General features: G+C 60.5%; 22 protein-coding genes. 1 reads left to right on the plus strand and 21 read right to left on the minus strand.

The annotated features are described in order from the left end of the window. Positions 1–36: 36 nt before the first annotated feature. The 15 genes from ftsY to rsmD form a co-directional block, all read right to left on the minus strand. Complete coding sequence (ftsY, locus tag JI721_RS00635) at positions 37–963, minus strand: signal recognition particle-docking protein FtsY (RefSeq protein WP_274456167.1); 927 nt, start codon at positions 961–963, stop codon at positions 37–39. Positions 964–1,046: 83 nt separating this feature from the next. After that, complete coding sequence (gene smc, locus JI721_RS00640; protein WP_274456168.1) at positions 1,047–4,622, minus strand: chromosome segregation protein SMC; 3,576 nt, start codon at positions 4,620–4,622, stop codon at positions 1,047–1,049. Between the two features lie 515 nt (positions 4,623–5,137). Next, a complete protein-coding gene (gene rnc / locus JI721_RS00645; protein ID WP_274456170.1) occupies positions 5,138–5,851 on the minus strand; it encodes a ribonuclease III in 714 nt (237 codons plus the stop codon). Between the two features lie 71 nt (positions 5,852–5,922). Next, a complete protein-coding gene (gene fabF, locus JI721_RS00650; RefSeq protein WP_274456171.1) occupies positions 5,923–7,170 on the minus strand; it encodes a beta-ketoacyl-ACP synthase II in 1,248 nt (415 codons plus the stop codon). Positions 7,171–7,345: 175 nt separating this feature from the next. Further along, a complete protein-coding gene (locus tag JI721_RS00655) occupies positions 7,346–7,579 on the minus strand; it encodes an acyl carrier protein (protein WP_274456172.1) in 234 nt (77 codons plus the stop codon). A gap of 25 nt (positions 7,580–7,604) precedes the next feature. Further along, positions 7,605–8,345 carry a 3-oxoacyl-[acyl-carrier-protein] reductase gene (fabG, locus tag JI721_RS00660; protein WP_274456173.1) on the minus strand — a complete coding sequence of 247 codons (741 nt, stop codon included), beginning with the start codon at positions 8,343–8,345 and terminating at the stop codon, positions 7,605–7,607. A gap of 15 nt (positions 8,346–8,360) precedes the next feature. Then, positions 8,361–9,254 carry an ACP S-malonyltransferase gene (gene fabD / locus JI721_RS00665; protein ID WP_274457572.1) on the minus strand — a complete coding sequence of 298 codons (894 nt, stop codon included), beginning with the start codon at positions 9,252–9,254 and terminating at the stop codon, positions 8,361–8,363. A 146-nt stretch (positions 9,255–9,400) separates the two neighbouring features. After that, positions 9,401–10,384, minus strand: coding sequence for a beta-ketoacyl-ACP synthase III (locus tag JI721_RS00670; protein WP_274456174.1), 984 nt, complete (start codon positions 10,382–10,384; stop codon positions 9,401–9,403). Further along, complete coding sequence (gene plsX, locus JI721_RS00675; protein ID WP_274456175.1) at positions 10,381–11,382, minus strand: phosphate acyltransferase PlsX; 1,002 nt, start codon at positions 11,380–11,382, stop codon at positions 10,381–10,383. Before plsX ends, JI721_RS00670 begins: the two co-directional genes overlap by 4 nt. Continuing rightward, positions 11,379–11,999 (minus strand): transcription factor FapR, encoded by a 621-nt coding sequence (fapR, locus tag JI721_RS00680; protein ID WP_274456176.1) that lies wholly within the window; start codon positions 11,997–11,999, stop codon positions 11,379–11,381. Before fapR ends, plsX begins: the two co-directional genes overlap by 4 nt. Before the next feature lie 297 nt (positions 12,000–12,296). Further along, entirely contained in the window at positions 12,297–12,470 is a 174-nt protein-coding gene (gene rpmF, locus JI721_RS00685; RefSeq protein WP_274456177.1) for a 50S ribosomal protein L32, read from the minus strand. Between the two features lie 34 nt (positions 12,471–12,504). After that, positions 12,505–13,005 (minus strand): YceD family protein, encoded by a 501-nt coding sequence (locus tag JI721_RS00690; RefSeq protein WP_274456178.1) that lies wholly within the window; start codon positions 13,003–13,005, stop codon positions 12,505–12,507. 73 nt (positions 13,006–13,078) lie between these two features. Then, positions 13,079–13,906 (minus strand): patatin-like phospholipase family protein, encoded by an 828-nt coding sequence (locus tag JI721_RS00695; protein ID WP_274456179.1) that lies wholly within the window; start codon positions 13,904–13,906, stop codon positions 13,079–13,081. A 60-nt stretch (positions 13,907–13,966) separates the two neighbouring features. Next, positions 13,967–14,452 carry a pantetheine-phosphate adenylyltransferase gene (gene coaD, locus JI721_RS00700; protein WP_274456180.1) on the minus strand — a complete coding sequence of 162 codons (486 nt, stop codon included), beginning with the start codon at positions 14,450–14,452 and terminating at the stop codon, positions 13,967–13,969. Then, positions 14,449–15,081, minus strand: coding sequence for a 16S rRNA (guanine(966)-N(2))-methyltransferase RsmD (rsmD, locus tag JI721_RS00705; RefSeq protein ID WP_274456181.1), 633 nt, complete (start codon positions 15,079–15,081; stop codon positions 14,449–14,451). Before rsmD ends, coaD begins: the two co-directional genes overlap by 4 nt. 452 nt (positions 15,082–15,533) lie before the next feature. Between rsmD and JI721_RS00710 the strand changes: the two genes are divergently transcribed. After that, the gene (locus JI721_RS00710) at positions 15,534–16,952 is read left to right on the plus strand and encodes an amidase (RefSeq protein ID WP_274456182.1); all 1,419 of its coding nucleotides are present in this window, start codon (positions 15,534–15,536) and stop codon (positions 16,950–16,952) included. 47 nt (positions 16,953–16,999) lie between these two features. Here JI721_RS00710 and JI721_RS00715 read toward each other — a convergent pair whose 3' ends face one another. The 6 genes from JI721_RS00715 to recG form a co-directional block, all read right to left on the minus strand. After that, complete coding sequence (locus tag JI721_RS00715; RefSeq protein ID WP_274456183.1) at positions 17,000–17,461, minus strand: GtrA family protein; 462 nt, start codon at positions 17,459–17,461, stop codon at positions 17,000–17,002. Positions 17,462–17,505: 44 nt separating this feature from the next. Continuing rightward, positions 17,506–18,663 carry a glycosyltransferase family 4 protein gene (locus JI721_RS00720; protein WP_274456184.1) on the minus strand — a complete coding sequence of 386 codons (1,158 nt, stop codon included), beginning with the start codon at positions 18,661–18,663 and terminating at the stop codon, positions 17,506–17,508. Between the two features lie 7 nt (positions 18,664–18,670). Then, positions 18,671–19,822 carry an NAD-dependent epimerase/dehydratase family protein gene (locus tag JI721_RS00725; RefSeq protein WP_274456185.1) on the minus strand — a complete coding sequence of 384 codons (1,152 nt, stop codon included), beginning with the start codon at positions 19,820–19,822 and terminating at the stop codon, positions 18,671–18,673. Between the two features lie 420 nt (positions 19,823–20,242). Next, positions 20,243–21,085 carry an archaetidylserine decarboxylase gene (asd, locus tag JI721_RS00730; RefSeq protein ID WP_274456186.1) on the minus strand — a complete coding sequence of 281 codons (843 nt, stop codon included), beginning with the start codon at positions 21,083–21,085 and terminating at the stop codon, positions 20,243–20,245. A 164-nt stretch (positions 21,086–21,249) separates the two neighbouring features. Next, on the minus strand, positions 21,250–21,471 hold the full coding sequence (locus JI721_RS00735) for an alpha/beta-type small acid-soluble spore protein (protein WP_274456187.1): 222 nt from the start codon (positions 21,469–21,471) through the stop codon (positions 21,250–21,252). A 115-nt stretch (positions 21,472–21,586) separates the two neighbouring features. After that, positions 21,587–23,635, minus strand: coding sequence for an ATP-dependent DNA helicase RecG (recG, locus tag JI721_RS00740; protein ID WP_274456188.1), 2,049 nt, complete (start codon positions 23,633–23,635; stop codon positions 21,587–21,589).

Below are 23,635 nucleotides of genomic sequence, written 5' to 3' on the forward strand. Positions count from 1 at the left end.
ACCCTTTACACACGTCACGAAAGACGGCGAATCATGTCACTCGGCTTCGTCGGCGTACGAGCAGATGGCCTGTGCAAAAGCCCGCGCATCGAACGGCTCCAGGTCGTCCATTTGTTCGCCAAGGCCAACCCATTTCACAGCGATTTGACGCTCGCGCACAATCGGCAGCACAACGCCGCCTTTGGCCGTGCCGTCCAACTTCGTCACAACAATTCCGCTGACGTTGACGACTTCTTGAAAGACCTTCGCCTGACTCAGGGCGTTCTGCCCCGTTACGGCATCGAGCACCAACAACACCTCATGCGGCGAGCCGGGCAGTTCCCGCTCCGCGACCTTGTGGATTTTTGCCAGCTCGTTCATCAGGTTGGCCTTGTTGTGCAGACGTCCCGCGGTGTCGCACAAAATCAAGTCCGCATTTCGCGACCTCGCCGCAGAAATCGCATCGAACACGACCGCTGCCGGGTCGGCCCCCTGCGAATGGCGCACCACGTCGCAGCCAATGCGGCCGCCCCATTCGGTCAACTGCTCAATCGCAGCGGCTCGGAACGTATCCCCAGCCGCCAGAATCACCTTTTTGCCTTGCTGCTGGTAATAATGCGCGAGTTTCGCGATGGACGTCGTTTTGCCAACGCCGTTGACGCCGACCACCAGCATCAGGGTCGGGCCGCTTTCGGCAAAATGCATCTGTGGGTCGGGTCCAGACAGCGCATCGACCATCGCATCCATCAGCAGCCTGGGCAGTTCCTTCGGATCCGTCACGCGGTTTTGCCGCTGCGCTCGACGCACCTGTTCGACGAGCCAAATGGCGGTGTCGAACCCGACATCCGCCGCCAGCAAGGCTTCTTCCATTTCGTCATAGACGGTGTCATCAATCTTGCCGCCCTGAATCCACCCGCCCAGACGCCCCCACAAGCCTGTTCTGCTTTTCTCGAGTCCTTTTCGGAACTTGTCAAACAGCCCCATTGTTACACCCCTCAGCCTCTGTCCTGTCACCTCTGTGCGGGGTTGGACATCCAATTTCAAAACCTCGCCCGGACGGCAGTTCCCTAGCCGGCCGTCTCGATGTCGCTGTCGTCCGTCAGCCGCACGCTCACCAACGAAGAAATGCCCGACTCCTGCATCGTCACACCGTACAGGACGTCCGCCTCCTCCATCGTACCGCGTCGATGCGTGATCACGATGAACTGCGTATCGTCCGAAAACTTCCGCAGCTGCTGTGCGAAGCGCGACACGTTCGCTTCATCCAGCGCCGCTTCCACTTCGTCCAGCACGCAGAACGGCACAGGCCGCACGCGCAAAATCGCGAACAACAATGCCATCGCCGTCAACGCCCGCTCGCCGCCCGACATCAGGTTCAGGTTCTGCAGGCGTTTGCCGGGCGGCTGCGCGATCACCTCAATCCCGGTGTGCAGCAAGTCCGCCGGGTCGTTCAATTCCAAATCCGCGCGGCCGCCGTTGAACAGCAGGCGGAACATCACCTGAAATTCCGTGCGGATTTGCTCGAACGTCTCCTCGAACCGTTTGGACATCTCCGTGTCGATCTCCTGGATGACATCCGCCAGCTTCACTCGCGCCTGCTCGAGGTCGTCGCGCTCGCGCGTCAAAAAGCCCATGCGCTCAGACAACCGGCTCCACTCTTCAATCGCACTCAGCTGCACATCGCCCAGCGCCTGCATCTGTCGGCGCACGCCCTCGGCTTGCCGCTTCGTCTGCTCGACATCGACCGCGGGTTCATAGTGCGATCGCGCCCATTCCACCGTCATATGGTATTGCTCGCCCAGCCGTTCGAGCACGTGGTTCAATTCCATATCGGTCCGCTCCAGGGCCACCTGAGCGCGGTGCAGCTGTTCTTCCGCTGCCGCAGCCGCGGCCTGCTGTTCCCGAAGCAGCCGTTCCGCCGCCGCCACATCCTGCTCGACCGCCGTGCGCGCCTGCTTCCATTCCGTCAACTCTGCCTCCAAGTTGACGACTTCCTCCGCCAGCGAAGCCGCCTCCGCCACACCAGACTCGATAGCAGCCTCCGTGGCGGCGAGCAGGGTCCGAACTTGTTCTTGTTCCACCGCAAGTTGACCGTCCCGCTCTGTCAGCCGTACCATCCGCGCCTCGAGTTCGGCCTTACGTTCGAGCAGGCCAGCCCGCTCCTGCGAGAGTGTCGCCACCTCGACCTTGAGCGCCGTCATGGATTCCTGGGCTTGCTGCACAGACTTGTCCCACAACTCCAGCTCAGCTCGTTTGGCCCTGACTTGCGCCTCCAACTCCGCCAGACTGGCTTCCGTGTCTGCCAGCTGGCGCTCGGCTGTCTCGGCGCGTTCCTGCCACGCTGCCCGGCCCGCCTCCAGCTGCTCCTGTTCCCACACCACACTCTGCAGACGGTCGGCCGCGTTCTGATGTTTCGCTTGCAGTTCCCGCGCCGCCGCTTCCAGCTGCTGCAAGGTGACTTTCGCTTCATTGAGCGCCCGCGCGACCGACTGGCTCTTCGCTTGCAGGGTCTCCGTTTCCTTGCGCAGTGCCGCCTGCTGCGTTTGCAGGGTGCTACGCTTCTCCTCCACGTCCGCCAACTGCTTTTGTACATCCTGCTGCTCCCGGGAGCGGCCCAACAGTCCAGGCCCCCGGCGCGTATGGCTGCCGCCGGACATCACACCGCCCGGGCTGACGACGTCTCCATCCAGCGTCACCACGCGCGTGCGGTACTGCAGCTTGCGTGCCAGCTCGTTTGCCGCCACCAGCGTCTCGGCGATCACGACGTTGCCAAGCAGGTGTTCCACAGCGACCCGAATCTCCGGCGCACACGTGACCAGCTCACTGGCGATGCCAATAAATCCGTTCGTCCGCGCCGCCACCTGGCGCTCTGCGTCCGGCAGCCGCCGGCTGCGAATCACGTCCAGCGGCATGAACGTCGCGCGCCCCGCCTGCCGTTTCTTGAGCATGTCAATCGCCGCCCGCGCCGCGGCTTCGGTGGACACCACGATGTTCTGCTGCGCGGCGCCAAGCGCCGTCTCAATCGCGGTTTCATACCTGCGTTCGACGACCATCAGCCCCGCCAGGGCGCCGTAGATGCCCGTCAAGCGCCCCTTGTCCGCTGCCTGCAGGACGGTCTTAACCCCCAGCGCATAGCCATCGTACCCCTGTTCAAGGTCCTTCAGCAGTTCCAGCCGCGACCGCAGAGACGCACCGGCAGACTCCAGTTGATGCAGGTCGCGCGCACAGGCCGCTTCGCGCTGACCGAGATCCCGAATCTGTTCTCCTACCTCGGTCAACGAGCGTTCCAACGCCGCCGCTTGTGCGCGGCTTTCCGCTTGCGCGGCCTGGTTTGCGGCCTGCTCCGCCTGCAGGGCATCCACTTCCGACTGCCACTTGTCGCGCTCCTCTGCCAACCGCTCCTTGCGCCGCCCATCGGCATGCAAGGACTCCTGTGCGGATTTGCGCTCATTGCGGAATGTGGCGGCTTGGTGGTGGAGTTCAATGATGTCTGCGTTGAGCCGTTCGACGTCCGCCTCCAGAGCAGCGCGGGCCGCCGGATCGACCTCGTGCGCAGCGGCTTCCAGCTCCGCCGTCTTGGCCTCCAGCTGCGCCTGCAGCAGCTGCAGCCGCTCTGCCAGGTCCTCCTTGCGCTCCGCCAGCTCCCGCAGTTCCTCCGCAAGCTGCGCGCGTTGACTGGTGCGATCGTCCAGGTCCTTTTGGGCATTGGCCAACCGTTCACGCAGGAGTGCCACGTCTCCGTCGCGGCGCTGCCTGGTTTCGACAGAAGCAATCAGACGGCGCTGCACGGCTTCCACGGCGGCCGTTTTCTGTTCGAGGTCAACGCGCGCCTGCGCCAGGTTCGCCTCTCGCTGCTCCAGCAGCTGCAGCGCTTCGGCGCGGCGCGTGGTCCAGCTGTTGACATCCTGCCCAGCCTCCGTGAAGCGGGTCCGCAGGCGGTCCACGTCGGAGAGAATGAGCGAAATGTCCAAGCCCTGCAGTTGGTCGGCAAGGGCCTTGTATTGCGCCGCGCGTTCCGCTTCTTTCTCCAGCGGCCCGGCCTGACGTTCCAACTCCGCCAGGATGTCGTCCACGCGAACAATGTTCGCCGCCGTTTCTTCGAGCCTGCGCTCGGCTTCTTTGCGACGGAACTTGAACTTGACAATGCCCGCTGCGTCTTCAAACGGCCCGCGGCGGTCCTCCGGGCGCGTCGACAGCATCTCTTCGATTTTGCCCTGGCCCACAATGGAATAGGACTCCCGGCCCAAGCCGGAGTCCATGAACAGCTCGTGCACGTCCTTGAGGCGGCAGGTTTGTTTGTTGATTAAATACTCACTCTCACCCGACCTGTATACCCGGCGCGTCACCGTGACCTCGTCAAACACAACCGGCAGGTGGTGGTCGGAATTGTCCAGCGTCAGGGAGACTTCGCAGAAGTTGATCGACTTGCGGCTCTCACTTCCCGCGAAGATCACGTCTTCCATCTTCGTCCCGCGCAGACTGCGCGCACTCTGTTCACCCAGGACCCAGCGAATGGCATCCGCGATGTTGCTTTTGCCGCTGCCATTCGGGCCGACAACCGCCGTGATCCCAGGCGCAAACTCCACCGTGGTCTTGTTGGCGAACGATTTGAAGCCAAGGATATCAATGCGTTTGAGGAACACGTCAGCCCTCCTTGTTTACTGCCCCTTAGCGCGTCAGCGGTTAGGGGCAGTTGATACCGGTCCTAGTCGAACTCGGTGCGAAGCACCCTAGGGAGACTTGGAGACGGTGTTTACTGCCCCTTAGCGCGTCAGCGGTTAGGGGCAGTTGATACCGGTCCTAGTCGAACTCGGTGCGAAGCACCCTAGGGAGACTTGGAGACGGTGTTTACTGCCCCTTAGCGCGTCAGCGGTTAGGGGCAGTTGATACCGGTCCTAGTCGAACTCGGTGCGAAGCACCCTAGGGAGACTTGGGGACGGTGTTTACTGCCCCTTAGCGCGTCAGCGGTTAGGGGCAGTTGATACCGGTCCTAGTCGAACTCGGTGCGAAGCACCCTAGGGAGACTTGGAGACGGTGTTTACTGCCCCTTAGCGCGTCAGCGGTTAGGGGCAGTTGATACCGGTCCTAGTCGAACTCGGTGCGAAGCACCCTAGGGAGACTTGGGGACGGTGTTTACTGCCCCTTAGCGCGTCAGCGGTTAGGGAGACTTGGGGACCGTACCGTGCGGCGGCGCCGACAAGACGCTCAGCGCCGACCGTGCCGCATTCTGCTCCGCTTCCTTTTTAGAACGCCCGGTGCCTGTCCCCATCACCGTATCTCCCACCCAGACCCGCGCGACAAACTCCTTCGCGTGGGCGGGACCGCGTTCTTCCACGATTTCGTAGCGCAAATCACGGCCCGCGCGCTGCTGCACCCGCTCCTGCAAGGTGGTTTTGAAATCCGGCTGGACGGTTTCCGGGTGCAGTTCCGCCAGCACGTGGTCGTTCACAAACTTTCGCGCCACTTCCAGTCCCTGTTCCAAATACAACGCACCAATGAACGCCTCGAATACATCGGCGAGCAGTGCCGGACGTTCCCTGCCGCCGGACCGTTCTTCTCCTTTGCCCAGGCGAACGTACTGATGGAACCCCAGCTTCCGGGCAAACCGAACCAATGCCGGTTCACAGACAATCGCCGCCCGAATCCGCGTCAGTTCACCCTCAGGCAAATCCGGCCGCGTCCGGTACAGGTGCTCACTCACCAGGAGCTCCAGCACCGCGTCACCGAGGAATTCCAGCCGTTCATTGTCTTCCATTGTGGACTTTCGGTGTTCATTGCGATACGAAGCGTGGGTAAACGCTTGTTTTAACAGTGCGGGGGATTCAAATTGCACGCCCGCTCGTTCCTGCAATTCATCCCACTGAGTCCGCAACACTCGCACATCCTTTGCAGGCCTAGATAAGCGAAACCCCGGCTCGCGCCGGGGATCCTTTGCCAGCCCAATTATGCTTTCGGTTCATACCGCCGGAAAATCAAGGACGCATTGTGGCCGCCAAATCCGAACGAGTTGGACATGGCGACCTTGACGTCCGCCTTCCTGGCCACGTTGGGCACGTAGTCTAGGTCACAATCCGGATCCGGCGTTTCGTAGTTAATGGTCGGCGGAATCACACCCGTCTGCAGCGTGCGGATGGTCGCAATCGCTTCCACACCGCCTGCAGCTCCAAGCAGGTGCCCGGTCATCGACTTGATGGAACTGATGGCCAACCGATACGCGTGCTCTCCAAACGTCTTCTTGACGGCCATCGTTTCAAACTGGTCGTTCAAATCCGTGGAGGTGCCGTGCGCATTGATGTAGTCCACATCCTCCGGAGCCAGGTTCGCATCTGCCAGCGCCTGGTTCATCGCCATGCTTGCACCGCGTCCTTCTGGCGCCGGTGCTGTGATGTGATGCGCGTCGCCCGTCAAACCGTAGCCGATGATTTCAGCCAGAATCGTGGCGCCGCGTGCAAGGGCGTGATCTAACCGCTCCATGACCACCACACCAGCGCCCTCGCCCATCACAAACCCGTCGCGGTTTGCGTCAAACGGGCGCGACGCGCGCTCCGGTTCATCATTGCGTGTGGAAAGCGCCTTGGCGTTGCTGAACCCGGCGAGTGCAATGTCCACAATCGCCGCCTCCGCGCCGCCTGCGATCATCACGTCCGCGGCACCGCGCTGAATCAACTTGAACGCGTCTCCAATCGCATGCGCTCCCGATGCACAAGCTGTTACCGAGGTGCTGTTTGGCCCTTGCGCACCGTAGAGAATGGACACTTGGCCCGAAGCAATGTTGGGAATCATCATGGGCACGACAAATGGACTGACGCGCCGGGGACCGCGCTCCATAAGCACGCGGTAGTTCTCCAACAAGGTGTGGATCCCGCCGATGCCGGAGCCGATGTACACACCCACGCGGTGCGCATTGTCCTCGGTGATTTGGAGCCCGGACTGCGCGATAGCCTGGGCTGTCGCTGCGATGGAAAACTGGGTGAACCGGTCCAGTCGCCGCGCTTCTTTGTGGTCCATATACAGTCCCGGATCGAAATCCCGAACTTCGGCTGCAATCTTGACCGGGTAGTCCGTTACGTCAAACGCCTGGATGTAGGAGACGCCGGACTTCCCGGCCGTCAGATTGGCCCAGAACGTCTCCACGTCGTTGCCAACCGGCGTAACGACACCTGCACCCGTGATTACGACGCGCTGCGTCATATGTTTACCTCCTTGCCAGGAGACCATCATCTCAGAGGTTGTCCGAAGCGGGCCGCAGGCCAACTGCAGGCTGACCCTTCGAGCAACATTCATGTTTGAATGAGTCCTGATTCATTGAACAAAGCCCCGGCAATGGCACGGGACTTTGTTCAGTGCGACAGTGCGGAATTTGCAACTATTGGTGTTGCTGAATGTATGTAACAACATCGCCGACCGTGCTGATTTTCTCGGCGTCTTCATCCGAAATTTCCATATCAAACTCATCTTCGAGCTCCATAATGAGTTCGACCACATCCAGCGAATCTGCGCCCAGGTCATCCTTGAAGGTTGCCTGCGGCGTAACCTTGTCTTCGTCGACCCCCAAGCGATCGACAATCACATTCTTCACGCGCTCAAAAACATCGGACATGCTTTCACCTCCTGCAGAGAGTATACTACATGACCATGCCGCCGTCGACATTCAACACTTGGCCGGTAATGTAATCGGCAAGATCGGACGCAAGGAACTTGACGGCGTGCGCCACTTGCGCTGGCACCCCGACACGCCCCAGCGGAATCTGCGTTTGAATCTTCTCCAGAACGCTCTCTGGCAGGGCAGATGTCATGTCGGTCATGATGTAGCCCGGTGCAACCGCGTTGACCGTAATGTTGCGAGACGCCAACTCACGCGCCGCCGATTTTGTCAGACCGATTAACCCGGATTTGGCAGCCGCATAATTGGCCTGCCCCGCGTTGCCAATCAGCCCGACGACGGAACTGATGTTGATGATGCGTCCGTACCGCTGCTTCATCATCTGGCGCGCACTGGCTCGAATCATGTGAAACGCGCCCTTCAGATTCGTGTCGAGTACGGCGTTCCAATCCTCGTCTTTCATCCGCATCAACAAGCCGTCTCGCGTAATGCCCGCATTGTTGACGACTACGTCAACCCGTCCGAACGCTGCCAACGCTGATTCTACCAAGCGATCCGCTTCCGATGCAACACGCACATCCGCCTGCTCAATGATGGCGCGGCCGCCCGCCGCTTCAATGAGCTTCGCCGTCTCCCGGGCCTCTTCTTCCCGGCCCGCATAGTTGACCACCACGGAACCGCCGTCTCGCCCGAGTTCAACGGCAACCGCTCGGCCGATGCCTCGAGAGGCACCCGTCACGATGGATACTTGCCCGCCCATCAACACCCTCCTCAAGGTTCAGTGTGCCGTCGCCTGCAGCGCTTCCTGCAAGGACGACTCATCTTCCACGTGATATGTCACAACGCTGCGGTCCACCTTTTTAATCAATCCTGACAGCACTGTCCCCGGCCCAAACTCCACAAAGCCCTCCACGCCCAGGTCCAGCATGGCGCGCACATCCGCTTCCCAGCGCACAGGCGAATACAGCTGCTGTTCGAGTGCAGCGCGCAGGTCGTCTGGCTGCGTGCGGGGGACGGCATCGACATTGGCCACCACGGGCGCGGCCGCCGACTGGAGCGTCGCCGCCGCCAGCGCAGCACTCAGCTGCCCGGCCGCAGGCCGCATCAAACTGCAGTGGAACGGACCGCTTACGACAAGCGGCATCACCCGCCTGGCGCCCCGCTCCTTCGCCAGCTGCCCGGCGCGTTCGACGGCCTTGGCGCTGCCAGAAATCACGATTTGCCCCGGACAGTTCAGGTTCGCCAGTTCCACCACTTCTCCGTCGGTGCTCGCTTCGGCGCACACCTGTTCCAACGCGTCCGCCGCCATCCCGAGAACGGCGGACATGGCACCTTGCCCTGCCGGAACCGCCTCGTCCATCAGTTTACCGCGATGGTGAACCAACCGCACCGCGTCTTCAAACGACATCGCCCCCGCGGCGACCAGCGCCGTGTACTCGCCGAGGCTGTGCCCTGCAACCGCGGCCGGCTGGCATGCGGGCTGCAAGCTTTGAAACACACGCCACGCCGCCACGCTCACGGTCAGCAGCGCCGGCTGCGTGTGATAGGTGAGCCTTAAATCCTCCTCAGGACCTTCCAAAAAGAGTTTCGACAGGGAGAATCCCAACGCCTCGTCCGCTGCCGCGACCGTGTCGCGCGCAACCGGATAACGGTCCATGAGTTCTCGTCCCATGCCTACGTACTGGGCACCCTGCCCTGGAAAGACATACGCCAGCTTCAACCTTTTGTACCTCCCTCGCATCTTCCCCGCGGGCTTCTGCTCGCTTCGCAGGTTCGAAAGCGCTTCATCCGCCGAACAGGCGGGTGGCAGCGGGCGAATTACAGCCGCAGCGCCGCAGCACCCCACGTGAGTCCCGCACCGAACCCCACCAGAATCAGCACATGACCCGGCTGCGCCCGTCCGGCTCGAATGGACTCGTCCAGCGCGATCGCGATGGATGACGCAGACGAATTTCCGTATTTGTGAATCGTCAAGACCACCTTGTTCTCGTCGAATCCGAACCGTTTGCGCGCCGCTTCAATGATTCGGATGTTCGCCTGGTGCGGAACCATGAGGTCCACGTCCTCTCGCTTCAGGCCGGCCCGTTCCAATACTTTCTCCGTGGAGGCGGCCATTGCCTTCACGGCGGACTTAAAAGTTTCCTGGCCCTCCATTTTGAGATAGTGCAGATGGGCGTCAATCGACGCGTAGCTGGCAGGCATGCGAGACCCGCCCGCTGGCAGCGACAAAAATTCACCGCCCGAGCCGTCTGCGCCCAGGTCAAAGGCGAGCAGCCCCCTGTCCCCTTCGACGGGCCCCACCAGCGCCGCACCCGCGCCGTCCCCAAACAAGATAGCGGTGCTGCGGTCTGTGTAGTCGACAATCCGGGAGAGGACATCCGCGGCCACCACCAGCACGTACCGGTACTGCCCGGACGCGATGAAACCCGCTGCGACAGACAATCCATAGAGGAAGCCGCTGCATGCCGCCGACAGGTCAAACGCCGCCGCGCGCGTCGCGCCGATTTTATCCTGGATGATGCACGCGGTGGCCGGGAACATCATGTCCGGCGTGACCGTCGCACAAATAATTAAATCCACTTCCTCCGGCCGCACCCCCGCCATCTCCAGCGCACGCTGACTGGCAGGGATGGCAAAGTCAGACGTGGCCTCGTGCGGCTGTGCAATGCGGCGCTCGCGAATGCCCGTCCGCGTCACAATCCACTCGTCATTTGTCTCCACCATCTTTTCCAAATCCGCATTGCTCAAAATTTGACTCGGCACCGCTGAACCCGTGCCCAAAATTCCAGCTCGAATCGTCAACGCGTGTCCTCCTTGTTCTGTAGTGCGGCGGTCAACCGCTCCAGCAGTTGATTGCGCGTGAATCGTTCGGCTTGCTCCAGCGCTTTGTACCACGCGCGCTGATTGCTGCTTCCATGCGCCTTGAGACATCCGCCGGCCACGCCCAGAAACGGTGCACCGCCGTATTCTGCATAGTCAAACCGATCGCGCAGTCCCCGCAGAGACGGCTTCGCGATGGCCCCCGCCACTTTCCCGGAGAAGCTCGACATGAACGCCCCCCGCAGCGCCGAGAACAGCCCGAGGCCGACGCCCTCAATCGTCTTCAGCACAATATTTCCGATAAATCCATCACACACAACCACGTTGCAATGACCATCGAGAATTTCTCTGGCTTCCACGTTTCCGACGAAGTTCAAGCCACTCGTCTGCAGCAGTTCATACGCTTCCTTGGTCACCGCATTCCCCTTGGAGGCTTCAGTACCGATGTTCAGCAGCCCCACCCGCGGTGTATCCACGCCGAGGACGCCTTTTGAGTAAATGGTTCCCATCTTCGCAAACTGCACAATGTTTTCTGCGGACGCATCCACGGTCGCGCCAGCATCGAGCAGCAACACACCCCGTCCGTCAAACGTCGGCAGCACAGGCGCCAGCGCCGGGCGTTCGATACCCGGAATGCGGCCGACCACAAGCAGTCCTGCAGCCACCAGCGCACCCGTGTTCCCGGCGGACAACATGGCGGCTGCACGCCCTTCCCGAACCATCCGCGCGGCAACGACCAAGGACGCATCCTGGTTTCTCCGCACGGCGCGAACCGGTTCGTCTTCTCCTGAAATCACGGCATCGGTGTGTTCAATCTGCAGATTGCTCGGCGCATCCCCTGGGAGCACGCGCTCGATGTCCGCTGTCCGCCCCACCAGGCAAATCTCCACATCCGGGTGCTCCCGGGCAAAAGCGGCCCCCGCTGCCACCGGTGCTTCCGGCGCGTAATCGCCGCCCATGGCATCTACAGCTATTTTCACTCGATATCTCCTCCCGTTGCGAGCGATCGCTCATCCTCCGCTTTGGCCACCCAAATCCAGCCATCCAAGACCGTCTGCCCTCCGCACACAGAAGCCACTCGGCACTTCACGACACCAAATCGTTCGCCGACCGCGTCCGCGCGCGCGAACACCGTCTGCCCCAGCCGTACCGTCTGATAAAAGCGAAGTTCTGTCTTGACGGTCAATGCGACCTCGGCATCAACCAACGCGGTGGCCAGCGAGTTGACCTGCGCGAATAAATAGTGTCCACGGACAATCCCCGTACGGCTGAAAACCTGAGCAGAGGTCACATGCATGACAGAGGAAGCCGATCGATTCAGTTGGAGTTCCACAATGTCTCCGACGACCTCCCGCTCCGAGAGCGAGCGCACGGCGTCCTGCCGCGCCGCCGCAACCAGCCGCGTGCGTTCCCGGACTTCCGGGATGTGAAGCGCAGCGCGATCCAACCGAATGGTGGCGACACTCACATGAAACATTTCAGCAAGCTGGTCGTCTGTTGCAAACGGATTTTCAACCAGGTACTTGACCAGCGCGACCCGCCGTTCAGACTTCTTCAGAGGGATGCCCCCCTTGCCGGTGTGCATGACCGCTGGCACGGCACACCCCGTTGAAATTTTATTACCTACTCCTAATATCTAGTACCAATTTACTCGATCTCGCCCGTCCTCGCAACCCCCGACCCACTCGCACCGCGGCGGCCGCGTCGTCCCACCGTCCCTCCGTGCCAAAGCCGGCACCGCCCGCCGATTGCGCGAAAAGGGCTGTGTCGCAGCGCATGTTCCATGTGCCGTGACACAGCCCTTTTCCGTGGGTTCCCTGACAGGGAACACCGATTCACAGTCGTCCGAAAGGGCCACTCGCCATGGCCCTGTTCAAACAAGACAGACTGTCGATTATTTCGCAATGACGCTTCTGCCCTTGTAATACCCGCAGTTTTTGCAGACACGATGCGGCACCGTGTACTCACCACATTGTGGACATGTAATGAGACCTGGCGCTTGCAGTTTAAAATGAGTTCGACGAAGCCGCTTGCGCGTTTTCGACGTTCTATGTTGAGGTACTGCCACGCCCGAACACCTCCTTCATGAGCCGTTTTCCATCTTACTCTGGTTTGTCGTCCGAAAGCAAGTCCTCGAGCGCTGCCCACCGCGGATCGCGAGCCTGCCGGTCACAGTTGCAGGTTTCGTGGTTCAGGTTGCATCCGCAAACCGGACACAGTCCCTGGCAGCTCTCCCGGCACAACGGCCGATACTCCAGCGCGAGGTTGACGGTTTCCTCAATGTACGGATCGAGCTCGACCGCGTTCCCTTCCACAACATGTGCATCCTCGTGTCCGGGCGCGTTCGTGAACGATTCGTCAAACGGAGTTTCCAACAAGCTTTCATAGGAGTCCAGACAGCGCGAACATTGATAGCGCAGCGACGTGCGAAGTTCTCCCTCAACGCGGCACACCTCATGCTCCTTGGTCGCGACCAGCCGCGTTTCAATCGGCGACAACTGCTCGACTTGCGCATTCTCGTCCGCGATGCGCGGAATGTCCACTTCCCCTCGCAGGGCAAGCACATCTCCCGCTGCGGCCAACACCCGAAAATCCAGCAACAATACGAGTCACCTCGTTCACAACGCATTTCAGTATACGGACCCGCCAGATGGATGTCAATGAAAACCGATCGGCTCAGCCGATGACTTCGCCCGTACCGGACTGGGTGCTCTCTGCTGTGCACGGTACCCCGCGCGAACGCATCAGTTCCAGAATGCTGTCCATCTGTGCCAACGCCGCCTGGTAGCCGGCATCGATGGCCTGCTTGGCCTTGTGAAACTGCGACGTGCCAACTTCCGACACATCTGGTTCCACATAGATATCCGCTGTCTTCGCGCGGTATCGATAAACTTCGTCCTGCATCATATCCAGGGACTGCAAAATCACATCAACGATTCCCTGCGGCGGTCGTTCCCGCTGGACGGAGGCAACGTCCACGGCGATCACGATGTCTGCCCCGAGCCCGCGCGCCGCCTGAATCGGGACGCGGTCCACCACGCCGCCGTCCACGTACACCTTGCCATCCTTGACGTAGGGTACGAAGACGCCCGGGATGGCGATGCTGGCACGCACCGCGTCTGCGATGGGTCCGTCCCGAAAGGTCACGGCCTGTTTGGAGACCAATTCCGCGGCAACAATCGCCAGCGGTTTCGCAGCGGCCTGCATGTCCAGCCCGCGCGTCAACATCGACATCATTTGATGAACCTTTTCTCCTGCGATCATGCCCATTTTCGGAACCGTTAAATCCACCCAGTGCCGCCACCGCAGCGTGCAAGCCAGTCGTTCCATAAAACTGACCCGCATGCCTGTGGCGTACAGTGCGCCAACCAAACTGCCCATGCTGGACCCAGAGACGACGTCGATTGGCACGTGATGTTCTTCCAACGCCTTGAGCACGCCCACGTGGGCAAAGCCTTTGGCCCCACCGGACCCCAACGCGACCCCGACCATCGGTCTGTCCATCGATTGTCACCTCTCGCTCCACACACTGCGCCGCGCTGCCTGCATTCGATGTGCCTGAATTTATTGCCTCGACGCGAATTTCGCTTGGACCGCCCGGCAAACCGCCGCTGGCACAAAACCTGCAACGTTACCGCCGTGCGAAGCGACGTCCTTGACCAACGACGAACTGATATAGGACAACGCAGGACTGGTCGCCAGAAACACCGTTTCCGCAGCCGGGTACATCGCCTGATTCATCTGTGCCATGTGGAGTTCACCCTCGAGGTCGGACACCCCTCTCAGTCCGCGCACGATGACACTCGCGCGCTGTTGACGCAGGTAGTCCACGAGCAGGCCTTGAAAGCTGTCCACCGAGACATTGCCCAATCCCTGTGTTGCGGCCGCAATCAGCTGCATCCGCTCATCCACCGAAAACAGCGGTCGTTTACTTGGATTGTGGAGCACCGCGACGATGACCTGATCAAACAGCGCCGACGCGCGCGTGACAATATCGAGATGGCCGTTGGTGAACGGGTCAAAGCTCCCTGAGTACACTGCCGTTTTCACTGAGACGGTGCCCTCCCATCCGGCCGGTCCGCTTCGCGGCGATAGATTGTCACCCGAATATCGCCGTAGGTCCGGCTTTTCCATTTCACAAGACACGCGTAGGTGTCAAGCAGTTCCCGGTCAGAAGGGTGTTCGCAAACGACCCCGTGCGTCAGCATGCCCGGGTGCGTTCCGAGGGTCTGCAGCACGTCATCCCACAAGTCGAGCGCATAGGGAGGGTCGACGAACACCCAGTCGACGACGGTTTGTTCCGCCAGCACACGGTTCCAGCCGGCGCGCCAGTCCATCTGCCAAATCGACGCGCGGGCTGAAGCCCTGCAACGGCTCACGTTGTCCTGAACGGCCCGGATGCTCTTGTGACTGGCGTCGATGAAGAATGCATGCTGCGCGCCTCGACTCAATGCCTCCAGCCCCAGCGCGCCCGATCCGGCGAACAAGTCCACCACTGCGCCATCGGGCCAGTCCAGGCCGAGCAAATTGAACATGGATTCTTTCACGCGATCGGTGGTCGGCCTGGCCACCTTCCCTGCTGGGGCGGTCAGCCTCAGCCCCTTCCACTCCCCGGCGATGACCCGCACACACTCACCCCGTTCTCCACCGTCGTCGCGCAGACACTGCGACGTTCCCATTCTATTCCTACTCTAACACATACGCGTAACCCCACCAAGCAGCCAGTCCGCACGCTGACACCTTTCATTCATCTAAGACGGCTGAACAATCCTTTCATGCCCAGGTATATCTGTACCAAATCTGGTTATGCTGAGGAATAGCAACGGCGAGAGCTGTTGTAGGCAACCGTGGGTGAAGGCTTAGGTTTCCCCATAGGCTCTTCCTCCGGTTTCTCCTCTCCCAGAAAATCGCCGCTCGGTATGTGAGACATGCCGTGCGGCGGCAGGAACCCACGCGTACCCGGGCGTGGGTTTTCTGTTGTCCCAAAAAATTGCACGTATCCCGCCGGTCAGTCCCCGAAAGCGAAGTCCTCATAGTATACTTTTCTCAATAGCAGAGCACCGTCTTTAGGTTTCTGATCACCCTGCGGCCACACGTGACACGACTGGTGTCAGGAATGGAGCGATTGAGGTTGGAGATATCCGTAGAACCGTATGAATGGACGATTGTGGAGACCTTGCGCGCACTCGAACGGCGCATTTGTTCTGCCGAAGAACTGACCCGTCTGCTGCTGTCCCGCATCGAACAGGCAAACCCGGTCCTGCACGCGTTTCTCGCCGTCTCCGAACGGGCCATCGAGGATGCACGGGTGATTGACGAACGGCGGCGGGCCGGAGCGCCCGTCGGGCCGCTTGGCGGAGTGCCCGTCGCGATCAAAGACCTGATGGATACGGACTTCGCGCCCACCACATATGGCGGCCTGCATCGGCGCGATGTCCTCCCGGCCGCTTCGGCAGCCGTCGTACGCCGGCTGCAGCGCGCGGGCGCCATCATCATCGGTAAGACCAACCTGCACGAATACGCGTATGGCACGACTTCGGAAAACCCGCATTACGGCAATTGCGTCAACCCGTGGAACCGCGCCAAAATCACCGGCGGGTCGAGCGGCGGCAGCGCAGCCGCCATCGCCGCCGGACTCTGTACGGCCGCGGTCGGCACCGACACTGGCGGAAGCATCCGCATCCCCGCGGCCCTGACCGGCCACGTCGGGCTCAAACCGACACACGGCTTGGTTCCTGCATCCGGTGTGTTTCCATTGGCCCCATCGCTCGATCACGTCGGGCCAATGACACGCACGGTGCAGGATGCGGCCCTGATGCTGAACGTCATGGCGGGGTATGACCCTAGAGACCCGCATGCCCTGCGCGCCCCCGTCCCATCCTACGAATCGGGTGTGTTGGCGCAGCCCGTCCGCATCGGCGTGCCCAAGCGCTTCTTTTTCGACAAGTGTCAGGCAGGGGTGCTGCAAACGGTGACGGAAGCCCTGCGCCGCGTGGAGCGGGATTGCCCGGCGTTCTCGTTTGAGGAAGTCGTCGTTCCGTATATCGAGGAAGTTCCGGAAGCACAAAACGCAGTCATCGGAAGTGAGGCACGGGCCGTCCACGCGGACTGGCTGCGCGACCAGCCAGCGTTGTACGGCGAGGACGTGCGCCAAAGACTGGAAGCCGCAGATGCCATTCCCGGCTACCAGTACGTGCAGGCGCTGGAGGTACGCCGGCGGTTTCGCAGCGCGGTCGAACGACTCCTGTCTGAGGTGGATGTGCTGGTGACACCCACCACACCGCTTGCCGCCACCGATATCGGACAAGCCAAGACACACATCCGGACGCTTGAAGTGACGGTGCGGAGTCACTTGACCCGCTATACGAACCCATGGAATTTGAGCGGTTTGCCCGCCGTCACCATTCCCTGTGGGTTGACGGTCGACCAGCTGCCTGTGGGACTGCAATTGATTGGCCCAGCGCGGGCAGAGCGGAAACTGCTGGCGGTCGCCCGCCGGTTTGAAGAAGTGCTGCCTTGGCGTTCCATTGCGCCGGACTTCCGCACCTGAGGCATCCGGCAGCGGCTGCCGCAGGCTGGGTCGCGAGCGGCCACGCCTCAGCGGCGGCGGCCCCGGAACACGAACGCCCGCATACAGACGTAGCTGAAACTGGAGGAAATCAGCATCGCGAGGGCTTTGGAAGCGTTGCTGCTCACAAACAGGGGAACCGACCTTGAAAAGACCAGGTATTCTGATAACCAGACCACCACAATGTCGTTGACGATAATGTTGACCACCGCCTGAACGACGAACAGGACTTTCTCGCGTCGTGTCCCCTCAGAGGCGTCGGCGAACGTCCACCGGCGGTTCCAGACATAGCTGTTCAAGATGGCACAAATGACGGCCACCGTATTATAGATGGAAAGGGTTGCCGCATGACGCGTCGGAGCAATCAAAATCAGCGCGTTCAGCACGACAAGGTCGACCACCGCATTTGCGCCGCCCACAATCAGAAACTTGGTGTACCGCTTGAACGTGTGTCGAATTCCATACGAAACTGGCACTTGCTCAGAGGCCAAACGGGGTTCTCCTTCCACTGGAAACTTTCCGTGACACAAGCGAATTACCGTGACTCTCCGACAATCCGAGCGCCGGCTCTGGCCGTGCGCCTCGCGTATACCCGTTCGTATTCCGCGATGAGCTGCTGCGTCGGTCCGGCCCAGTCCAGTGTATCCGCAATCTCACGGGCGCGTTCCTGAACCCGCTTACGTTTTTCCTGATTGTATAACATTTGCTTCATCGTTTCGACCATGGACAGGGGGTCCGTCGGATCGAAAATAAACCCTGCTTGCCCGTTCTCCAGCACCTCCCGGGTCGGGGCGCTGTCGGCGGCCATGACCGGGATGCCCGTCGCCATCGCTTCAAACAGGACCAAGCCCAAGGTTTCCGTCGTCGACGGGAAAATGAACCCGTCTGCCGCTGCATAGGCCTCTGCCAGTTCCTCTCCGTGCAGAAAACCGGTAAAGACAGTTTTCGTCCCCGCGAAGACTTGCTCCAATTCTGCGCGGTGCGGTCCGTCCCCAACAATCGCAAAATGCGCCTCTGGCAGCGCGTCCAGACACGGACGGACGTTCTGAATGTTTTTCTCCGGCGCGACCCGGCCGACGTAGAGAAGCAGCTTCTGCCCGGTATCCGGCGCACCTAACAACCGCTCCCGCATGGCAGTCGTCCGTTTGGCGCTCCTGTACAATTGAACATCCACCCCGCGCTCCCACAGTGCCAAATTGCGAAAGCCGTGCGCCTCCAAATCGGCCAGTGTGGCTCGGGACGTACAAAGATTCACCTCGGCACGGTTGTGCAGGGTGCGGAAAAACCACCATAACGCAGGTTCCAGGAAATCAAGTCGATAATGGCGCGCATAAGCAGGAACATTGGTGTGATACGACGCGATAAGCGGGAACTGATACCGCCACGCGTAGTAGATGCCGGCGAGCCCGAGAAAGGCCGGATTTACAACGTGCACTAAATCCGGCTGGAATTCCCGAAGCACCTTGCCAATGCGCATTCTTGGAAGTGCAAAGTTTTTGTCTGGATAGAGGAAGAACCGAAACGTCGGCATCCCTACCACAGTTGCCGAAGCGTATGCCGTGATTCCGCCCTCTGGCGCGATGAGCAAAATTTCATGCTCCGTCTGCTCCAAGTGGCGTAATGTGGCGCACAGGCGTGTCACAATGCCGTCGGTGCCAGGCAAAAACGTCTCGGTAATCATCGCAATGCGCATTCAGGCGTTACCTCCAGGTTGAACTGGGTGCAATGACATCAAAGTCTACGCGGTCGCGGTAACGGGTCGCGGTCTCAATCAAGTCCGCAATCAGGTCATCCGACAGCAGGTGCGGCTGCAAGCCCAGGTCCAACAATTTGGTATGCACAGCATGATAGTAGTGCTCTTCCTTCTCCACCCGCGGGTTCGGGAGGTGCGCGATTTCCGCCTGCAAGGAGAACCGCTCTGCCGCGACGCGCTGCACGCGCTCCGCCAGCTCGAGCACAGAGAACTGCTCGGTGAACTGGTTGAACACGCGGAACTCACCCGGTTCAGCCGGATGCAGCGCAGCCAGTTCAATACACTGCACGGTATCGCGGATGTCCAGGAACGCCCGGGTTTGTCCGCCTTTCCCGTACACGGTCAGCGGATGCCCGGTGGCAGCCTGGATGCAAAAGCGATTCAGGGCGGTACCAAACACGCCGTCATAATCCACGCGGTTGTACAGGGCTTCCGCTTGACGCGTCTCCTCCGTCCACAATCCGTACACGACACCCTGGTTCAAGTCTGTCGCGCGAATCCCCCAGGATTTGCAGGCAAACATGATGTTGTGGCTGTCATGGACTTTGGAGAGATGATAGAACGAGAACGGCTGCTTTGGATACGGCAGTACGTCTTCCCGTCCCTTGTGCTGAATCTTGATGTAGCCTTCTTCAATATCAATGTTTGGTGTGCCGTACTCACCCATGGTTCCGAGCTTAATCAAGTGGCAGTCGGGCGTGATGTCCTTGATGGCATACAGCACGTTGAGGTTTCCGACCACGTTGTTCATCTGTGTAAACACAGCGTGTTCGCGGTCAATCATGGAGTACGGCGCAGAACGCTGCTCAGCAAAGTGAACAATGGCGTCCGGCTGAAACTCCTTGAACATGTGTTCCACAAATTCGTATGACATCAAATCTCCAATATACACTGGAATGGATTTCCCGGACGCCTCGCGCCAAGCCGCAACGCGTTCTTCCAACGATGCAATCGGCGTCAGCGACTGCGTACCGAGTTCCTCATCCCATTTCCGACGAATCAAGCTGTCCGCAATGGCAACCTCATGACCTCGCTTGGAGAGATGTAATGCGGTCGGCCATCCACAAAAGCCATCTCCGCCGGCAACCAAAATCCTCATCCGATAAGTACCCCCATCAACATCAATATTTCACTTACATCGTGAAAGACACCGTGCTTCCGACACGTTCGACCTCGTCCGAAGGACAAGTAGAAGCGGACTGTCCCCATCCAATGTACAAGTTTTATGGCCACGGGGCAAGAAGGAGATCACAAATAGGGACGCATTTCTGCGTCCCCATGCATATGGAGCACACCGTGAGCACGATTTGTGCGTAGGAACAGCCGACAAAATGCGTCGATTGCCCCGGCTCCTCGTGCTCGAACATCACCAAGGCCCGTAGTAATCGCCCATTTGTTCACCGGCCTGGACCATCCACGACCAGTACGTCCGCAAGCCTTTGCCGCACAGCTTGGCGACATATCGAACGGGTCGCATACCCATCACCTCTCGGGTATAGTCTCCCCCTGTGCAGCAAAACTATTCAGACATCGGTACGCCGATCGACGGATTGAGGTGTGCCAGGGTTTCCCCCATTTTGACCGTATCGCCAGCGCGGACGGCGAAGGACGACACGACCGTCGGCGCCATCACCAGAATGACCGTCGACCCAAACTCAAAATAGCCAACTTCTTCGCCGCGCGAAAGCCGCAGCTGCGGACGGCCTTCTAAAATACCATGCCGCTGCCGCTGCCGCGGCTTGGCATAGGCAGGCCCGTAAGGCGTGCGAATACTGCCGACGATGGTCGCCCCCACTTTGACCATCGCCAGCGAACCGCGGTCAGACTCAATAAAGGAAATCAACCGCTCGTTTTTTGTGAACAGCCCGTCGATGTGGGTGACACCGCTTACGTTGACCGGGTACAGACTGCCCGGAATATACCTCCATCGGGTCACCGTTCCATTCACCGGCATGTGGATCCGGTGGTAGTCCCGCGGACTCAGATAAAGCGTAATGTAGTGCCCCTCGTAAAACGGCTCTGCCGCACGTGCGTCCCCAAGCAGCGCTGCCAGGGTGTAGGAACACCCCTTGGCCTGCAGCAGCCTTCCGGCCTCCACGCGTCCTAACTCACTGACGGTACCGTCGACCGGAGAAATGAGCCCGCTCGGTTGAACTTCGCGAACGCCAGGCCGCAGCCGGCGGCTGAAAAAGTCTTTTAATGACGCATACTCCGGCAGGGGCCGTTCTGCTTCCGACACATCAATCTGATAATGACGCACATACCAAGGAATGAGAAACCGGCTGGCACGATGCCCCGAAAAAGACCCCACGGCCGCTGTCAACGTTTGCTTGGGAAGTGCACGAAGCATGGTTTTGTACATCACGGCGCACCAGCACTCCTGTCATTCGTCACAACTTCCATACTATCGGCGCCCCGTGAAACAATCAAGCCGCGGTCGACAGCCGGGCGTACGACAAACGCAGGGAGACCGGCTTTCACCGATCTCCCTGTTTCAAACATCAACATCCACAACGTATCAGGTGATTAGAAACCTTGGCGTCCGGCGAGCTGCTGTTCGGCCAACGCAACCATCTTGCGGACCATGTGGCCTCCAATCGCACCAGTGTCACGGGTGGTCATCGTGCCCCAATACCCATCCTGCGGCGGATTGATACCCAGTTCGGAAGCCACTTCGTACTTGAACTGATCCAGCGCCTTGATGGCGTTTGGCACGACAGGCGTGTTTCTCTTCTGTCCCTGCGCCATGTTTCTCACCTCCCTTGGGTTGTAGGCCTAGTATTCTACAGGGCAAGGGAGATTTATGACTACCACTTTATGGACTGCTGCGCGGTTTTCGCATGCATCAAGAAGCTTGTGTTTCTTAATCGCGATAATAGGATTGTTCTGGCACTTTCTCGATTTCCGCACGCAGCCGGGCGAATTTCGGCAGCAGCCAAAAATCGTGATTTGCCAACAAGCGGCTGGCTTCCTCGCGCGCCACTTCCATGATTCGAAAGTCGCGCGCGATGTCCCCGACGGTGAATTCGGGCAGACCGCTTTGCCGCACCCCCAGGAACTCTCCGGGGCCGCGCAGTTCCAGGTCACGCTCGGCAATGACAAAGCCGTCGGTGGTTTCCACCAGCGTCTGCAGCCGCCGCTTGGCGACCTCGCCTTCAGCATCTGACAGCAGAATACAGTAGCTTTGCGCGCTGCCGCGCCCCACCCGTCCCCGCAGCTGATGAAGCTGGGCCAGCCCAAACCGTTCGGCGTGGTACACCAGCATCACCGTTGCAGCTTTCACATCAATCCCCACTTCAATCACCGTGGTACTCACCAACACGTGGATGTTTCCAGCGACAAAGTCCCGCATCACGGCCTCTTTGTCGCGTGTGCTCATTTTGCCGTGCAAGAGCCCCACCGTGTAGCCCGCAAACGCGTCCTTGAGGTTGTCTGCGAGCTGCGCAGCCGACTGCACGTCCGCCAGCTGCTCAGACTGCTCGACCAGCGGCGCCACCACATACACCTGCCGGCCGCGGGCAAGCTCTCTCCGAGCCAGCCGGAGCGCTTCTTCTTCCTTCTGCATCGGCAGCCAGCGCGTCTCGACGGGGCGTCTGCCGGCCGGCAGTTCATCCAGTACGGAGACATCCAAATCGCCGTAGACGGCCAGCGCCAGCGTTCGCGGGATGGGTGTCGCGGTCAGCATAAAGACATCCGGGGTGTGCCCCTTGGCCCGCAGCAGGGAGCGCTGGGAAACGCCAAAGCGGTGCTGCTCGTCCGTGATGACGAGGCCCAGGTTTTGAAGCACCACGTCCTCCGTCAACAAGGCATGGGTACCCACCAACAGGTCGATCCCGCCGTTCGCCAGCGCCTGCAGCACGGCCGTCCGTTCGGATGACGGCGTGCTGCCCGTCAGCAGCCGGACGCGCATCCCCAGCGGGACCAGCCGTTCCTGCGCATTGTGGTAGTGCTGCTCGGCCAGGATTTCCGTGGGCGCCATCAAGGCGGTCTGTGCGCCCGTCCGAAACGTGGCGTAGGCCGCCCAGAACGCCACCCACGTTTTGCCGGAACCCACATCCCCCTGCAGGAGCCGCGCCATCGCGCGGGGCCGGGCCATGTCCGCAGCCACCGCCTGGCACGCCCGCACCTGGGCCGCGGTCAGCGGCTGCGGGAGCGAGGCGCAAAACCGCTCGAACGCATCCGTCGGGACGACCCGGGCAACGCCTTCGAAGACTTGATGCTGCTGCGCCCGAAACCACTGCAGCTGAAGCTGGAAGAGAAAGAATTCCTCGAAGGCCAGGCGCCGGTGCGCCTGCCGCAGTTCCTCCGCCGATTTGGGGGCATGAATCAACCGGATGGCTTCCAGATGCGTGACGAGACGGTATTTTTGCAAGAATGCATGCGGCAGCACATCGTCGACGGCCTCCCCAAATTGCTGCAAAGCTCGGGCAATGAGTGCCTGCATCTGCGCCGACGTGATGCCCTGCCCGGTCCGGTACACCGGCACAAACGCGCCCACCGCGTCGCTGGCGGACATCGAAAAGTCCGTGTGACTGACCACAATCACATTGCGATCGCGATCGTACTTCCCATGCACGAGCACCATCCGGCCGTCGGTCAGCTTCTGACTCAGGTACGGCTGGTTAAACCACATCCCCGTCACGCGAAACCGCTGGTCGATGCGCAGCGGCACCGACAACACTGACCGCTTGCCGCCGTGCCAGCGGACCCGCGGCTGACCCTCCACCACCGCCCTGGCCGTCACCTTGGCGCCGTCCTCGAACGACTCAAAGGGGCGAATGCTCCGGTCTTCGTACCGGACAGGAAAGTGATGCAGCAAATCAAAGACGCTGTGAATGCCGAGTTCGGCCAGCGCCTTTTCCTTCGCTCGTCCTATGCCTGCGACGTGGGAAACCGGGGTCTCCCGAAGCAT

It is taken from the genome of Alicyclobacillus cycloheptanicus (assembly GCF_028751525.1).
GTDB lineage: Bacteria > Bacillota > Bacilli > Alicyclobacillales > Alicyclobacillaceae > Alicyclobacillus_L > Alicyclobacillus_L cycloheptanicus.